The organism is Neisseria flava, assembly GCF_982712965.1.
Window position 1 is genome coordinate 1 of record NZ_CEXQBZ010000086.1, and the last position, 4,613, is coordinate 4,613.

Consider the following 4,613-nt stretch of genomic DNA (forward strand, 5'->3'; position numbering starts at 1 on the left):
CAAGTGTTTTATTCTTGAATCTGTTCAAACCACTGATACACTAGTGTTGCACTTGAAATCCGAATCCAAGGACCTTTGAAATCGCTACAACATATCCAAATTCAGTTCAGACTTAACAACAAATCCCTAAAAACATTTGGGTCTTTGATAAAAGTCATCTCACCCTCTTGGGGAAAATGAAAATCTAACAGTCTTGATACCCAAAAGCGTACGCACCCAGCCCGCTGCGCCACAGGAAAATATTCCTTCTCCGCATCAGATAGCGGACGAATGCTTTCATAACCATCAATAAACGCTTTGCATAACTCGGCATCCAACTTGCTGTCAGAAGTTCTCGACCAATCATTCACTGCGATTGCCAAGTCATACATGAAATTTCCATTACATGCATAATAGAAATCGATGAACCCGGCCACATTTTCACCATCCAACAAAACGTTATCTTTAAATAAATCGGCATGAATGATGCCGGATGGCAAATGACCGCCGAGATTGTTTTCCAAATCTGAAATTTCCTTACCCAACAACTGGGCATCAGCCTCATTCAACTGTGGCAATAATTGTTCATAAGCTTGCTTCCACCATCTGTTGTACCGGGGATTTTCCATTTTTTCAGGAAAATCTTGAACTGCCAAATGCATTTTGGCCAACATAGCGCCCGTGTTAAAACACTGCATCTCGGTCGCCCATGCGGTATCCGCACCGTTTAATCTTGTAACAACGCAAGCCGGTTTACCTGCTAATACTGAATCCAGCTTGCCATCTTTTCGTACAATCGGACTTGGACAAGCCACGTCTTTACCGCTCAAATGTTGGTTCAGATTCAAGAAAAATGGCAATTCATCCTGACGCAGCACTTCAAATACAGTTAAAACATAGCTGCCTTTAGAAGTATTCAAAAAGTAATTACTGTTGGTAATTCCCTGCGCAATGCCTTGCAGCGAAACAAATTCTCCCAGATCGTAATCTGACAAAAATTCCCGTATTTGCTCATCAGAAATATTAGTATAAACAGACATAGATTAAATCCAGTGTAAACAATCAATCGCAGTATTTTCAGACGACCTACAAACCCAGTTCTCTCAGGAAACGCACGTCGTCCGCCCAGCCTGATTTGACCTTAACCCAAACCTTTAAAAACACTTTGGTATCAAACAGTTTTTCCATATCAAGGCGGGCTTCTGTGGAGATTTTTTTCAGTTTCTCCCCGCCTTTGCCGATCAGGATGGCTTTTTGGCTGTCTTTATCGACCAATACGGCGATGTAGATTCGGTAGAGGCCGTTTTCCTCTTCTTCGAATTGTTCGATTTCCACGTTCATGGCGTAGGGCAGCTCTTCGCCGAGGTAGCGGAACAGTTTTTCGCGCACGATTTCGGTGGCGAGGAAACGGCTGGAACGGTCGGTCACCATTTCTTCCGGATACATCGGCACGCTTTCGGGCAGGTAAGGTCTGAGGCGCGCGAGCAGGTTGGCGATGCCCAATCCGTGTTTGGCGCTGACGGTTTCATGCCCTGCAAATTTGAATTCTGCACTGATTTGGTCGATAAATTCCTGCAAACCGCTGCCCGCTTTGTTTTTGTCGATTTTGTTGATAACGAGGATGACGGGCGTGTTTGTCGGCAGTTGTTTCATCACGATGCGGTCGGCATCGGTAAAGCGCATGGCTTCGACGACGAAAACGACGGCATCGACGCCGCTCAACGCTTCGGTTACGTTTTGATTGAGGCGGTCGTTTAGGGCGTTGCGGTGTTTGGTTTGGAAACCGGGGGTATCAACGAAAACGAATTGGGCGGTGTCGTCGGTGTAAATGCCGGTAACGCGGTTGCGCGTGGTTTGGGCTTTTTTACTGGTGATGCTGATTTTTTGCCCGATGAGGTGGTTCATCAGCGTGGATTTGCCGACGTTGGGTCTGCCGACGATGGCGACGAAGCCGCAACGGTAGTCGGCGGGATGGCTAGATTCGTTTTGCAGGAAGGTTTCGATGTCCATGATGGCTTTCTGTTTGAAGTTTCAGACGACTTTTTTGTATCCATAGGTCGTCTGAAAAATAAATCGGCTATTTTTTTGCTTTTTTCAAAGGATGGTGTTGCTCGAGCCATTGCAGCGCTTCTTTGGCAGCTTGCTGCTCGGCAACCTTGCGGCTGCTGCCTTGTGCTTTGCAGATGAAGCCGAGTTCGCCCAAATCGCATGAAATCAGGAACATACTGTCATTGGCATGACCGATTTGTTCTTCAATGCGGTATTTGGGCAGGGCAAGGCGGCGGGCTTGGAGGGCTTCTTGCAGGGCGGTTTTGTTGTCTTTGCCCTGCGTTTTGAAATCAGCGCGTTTGACGCGTTCGGCATACAAGTGCCGCACCACTTTCTCCGCCTCGGCGAAATCCGCGTCAAAGCTGACGGCGGCAAACATCGCTTCCATAGCATCGGCAAGGATGGAGGGCCGTCTGAATCCGCCGCTTTTCAACTCGCCCGCGCCCAAATAAAGCCCGTCGCCGACATTCATTTCCAAAGCGATTTCTGCCAACACGCCTTCATTGACCAAGCTCGCGCGCAAACGCGACAACTCGCCCTCGGTCAGCCTGGGGAACGCGTCAAACAACATTTTAGCGACGGTGTAGTTCAAAATCGAATCGCCGACAAACTCGAAACGCTCGTTGTTTTTCGCATGGTAGCTTCGGTGGGTCAGCGCCTGCTGCAAAAGCGCGGTATCTTTGAAATGGTAACCCAGTTTATTCTGAATGGCGGTATGCGCCTGCTGTTTTAACACATCTGTTTTCATGAGGACGTTTGTCTTTCTTCTTGCTTCGGAATATTGGGCGGACGGCGGCAAAAATTCAGCCTCCCAAACCAACCCGAATGCGTTTCTGCACTTCATGCAAATACGGAAACACTTTAAGGCTGCAATAGTCGTCTGAAACACAGTTCAGCCCGTTTCAGACGACCAGCATTGTACCATCAAACCATAAGCGGCAAATATAAAGATACACGGTGCAGAGCCAGCCCTAATCATGATAAAATCCGCACAATTTTTACGGCATGCACACACCGCAATGAATAAATTTGCCCAAGCCCTCTCAGCCGCACTCGACCGCTGCATCGTGACCAACACGGTAGCCAAACAAGGCGAACCCGTCGGCTTCCTCTACCGCGAAGCCCCCGTTTTCGAAAACGACAGCGGCTGGCGTTTCTTCAGCGGCGACGAGACCGACGAATACACCGACGACCCCGACAATTTCAGCGTCGTCAGCCTTTCCGAAATCACCCAGTCCAATCCCGCCATCGCCGCGCTGATAACCCAACCCGAAGGCAGCGCATGGGAAATCGGCGAAGACGGTGAGTTTCAAGCCGTTGCCGACTGGCAGCCGCAGGAATAAATCCCCAATATCGTTTTCAGAAAAGCCACACGTCGTCTGAAAACCCGTTTACCGCTCAAAATACAAGGAAACACCATGAACATCATCGCCCCGAACCTCGACGGCGCACACCTGCGCATCGGCATCGTACAAGCCCGCTTTACCAACGAAATCGGCAGCGAAATGCTCAAAGTCTGCTGCCGCACCCTGCAAGAATTGGGCGTAGCCGACAACAACATCACCATCGCCACCGTACCCGGCGCGCTCGAAGTACCGCTCGTCCTGCAAAACATGGCAGCCTCCGAGCAATACGACGCGCTGATTGCCATCGGCGTCGTCATCCGCGGCGAAACCTACCACTTCGAACTCGTTTCCAACGAATCCGGTTCAGGCGTAACCCGTGTCGGACTCGACTACAACATCCCCATCGCCAACGCCATCCTGACCACCGAAAACGACGAGCAAGCCGTCGCCCGTATTGAAGAAAAAGCTGCCGACGCCGCCAAAGTCGCCGTCGAGTGTGCCAACCTTGTCAACCATCTGATCGAAGAGCAGTTTGACGACGAAGAAGAATAAGCCCGAACGCGAAACCCGTAGCTTTGCCGCATTCCGGTTTCGCCCGCCTGCTGAACAAACCGTTTTCAGACGACCCGTCATCCGACAGAGGTCGTCTGAAACATTCATTACCGCACCCACCGTGCCGCCAACGAAGGAATCCCCATGAAAACCCCACGCCGCCGCGCCCGCGAGTTAGCCGTACAAGCCCTCTACCAAGCCGGCATCAACAACACCGCCGCCCCTGAAATCGCTAAAAACATCCAAGACCAGCCCGACTTCGCCAAAGCGGACGAAGAGCTGTTCAACAAACTCTTCTTCGGCACGCACACCCACGCCGCTGAATACATCCAACAAATCCGCCCCCTGCTCGACCGCGACGAAAAAGACCTCAGCCCCATCGAACGCGCCGTCCTGCTGATGGCATGCCACGAATTGAGCGCGATGCCCGAAACCCCCTACCCCGTCATCATCAACGAAGCCATCGAAGTGACCAAAACCTTCGGCGGCACCGACGGACACAAATTCGTCAACGGCATCCTCGACAAACTCGCCGCCCAACTGCGCCCGAATGACCCGAAGCGCGGCAACGTATAATCCATTAAGTAATCATAAAAAGGTCGTCTGAAAATTGAACTGGCCCCCAAATCTTGGACACTCATAAAAGCCTATTCAGGCGCTCTGTGTAAGCTGGGTTCTGTATGCGAC

Annotated in this window: 6 protein-coding genes; 3 read left to right on the top strand and 3 right to left on the bottom strand. The window is 50.7% G+C overall.

Going from position 1 to position 4,613, the window contains the following annotated elements; all coding sequences use genetic code 11:
• Positions 1 to 101: 101 nt before the first annotated feature.
• From thrB to rnc, 3 genes are all read right to left on the bottom strand, one after another.
• Entirely contained in the window at positions 102 to 1,019 is a 918-nt protein-coding gene (gene thrB / locus AC5M9B_RS04495; protein ID WP_019270736.1) for a homoserine kinase, read from the bottom strand.
• 46 nt (positions 1,020 to 1,065) lie between these two features.
• A complete protein-coding gene (gene era / locus AC5M9B_RS04500; protein WP_204828346.1) occupies positions 1,066 to 1,989 on the bottom strand; it encodes a GTPase Era in 924 nt (307 codons plus the stop codon).
• A 67-nt stretch (positions 1,990 to 2,056) separates the two neighbouring features.
• A complete protein-coding gene (rnc, locus tag AC5M9B_RS04505; RefSeq protein ID WP_070656692.1) occupies positions 2,057 to 2,776 on the bottom strand; it encodes a ribonuclease III in 720 nt (239 codons plus the stop codon).
• Between the two features lie 271 nt (positions 2,777 to 3,047).
• On the opposite strand from rnc, the gene AC5M9B_RS04510 reads away from it, so the two are divergent.
• From AC5M9B_RS04510 to nusB, 3 genes are all read left to right on the top strand, one after another.
• Positions 3,048 to 3,371, top strand: a complete 324-nt coding sequence (locus AC5M9B_RS04510; protein WP_003765484.1) for a DUF2185 domain-containing protein — start codon at positions 3,048 to 3,050, stop codon at positions 3,369 to 3,371.
• A gap of 75 nt (positions 3,372 to 3,446) precedes the next feature.
• Positions 3,447 to 3,926: a 6,7-dimethyl-8-ribityllumazine synthase gene (gene ribH, locus AC5M9B_RS04515; RefSeq protein WP_070515029.1), complete on the top strand. Its 480-nt coding sequence runs from the start codon at positions 3,447 to 3,449 to the stop codon at positions 3,924 to 3,926.
• A gap of 144 nt (positions 3,927 to 4,070) precedes the next feature.
• Positions 4,071 to 4,502, top strand: a complete 432-nt coding sequence (gene nusB, locus AC5M9B_RS04520; RefSeq protein WP_003744263.1) for a transcription antitermination factor NusB — start codon at positions 4,071 to 4,073, stop codon at positions 4,500 to 4,502.
• Positions 4,503 to 4,613: the final 111 nt, after the last annotated feature.

Excerpts from the sequence above, each read along its gene's own strand:
- thrB (WP_019270736.1), bottom strand. The coding sequence starts at position 1,019 with ATGTCTGTTTATACTAATATTTCTGATGAGCAAATACGGGAATTTTTG.
- era (WP_204828346.1), bottom strand. The coding sequence starts at position 1,989 with ATGGACATCGAAACCTTCCTGCAAAACGAATCTAGCCATCCCGCCGAC.
- rnc (WP_070656692.1), bottom strand. The coding sequence starts at position 2,776 with ATGAAAACAGATGTGTTAAAACAGCAGGCGCATACCGCCATTCAGAAT.
- AC5M9B_RS04510 (WP_003765484.1), top strand. The coding sequence starts at position 3,048 with ATGAATAAATTTGCCCAAGCCCTCTCAGCCGCACTCGACCGCTGCATC.
- ribH (WP_070515029.1), top strand. The coding sequence starts at position 3,447 with ATGAACATCATCGCCCCGAACCTCGACGGCGCACACCTGCGCATCGGC.
- nusB (WP_003744263.1), top strand. The coding sequence starts at position 4,071 with ATGAAAACCCCACGCCGCCGCGCCCGCGAGTTAGCCGTACAAGCCCTC.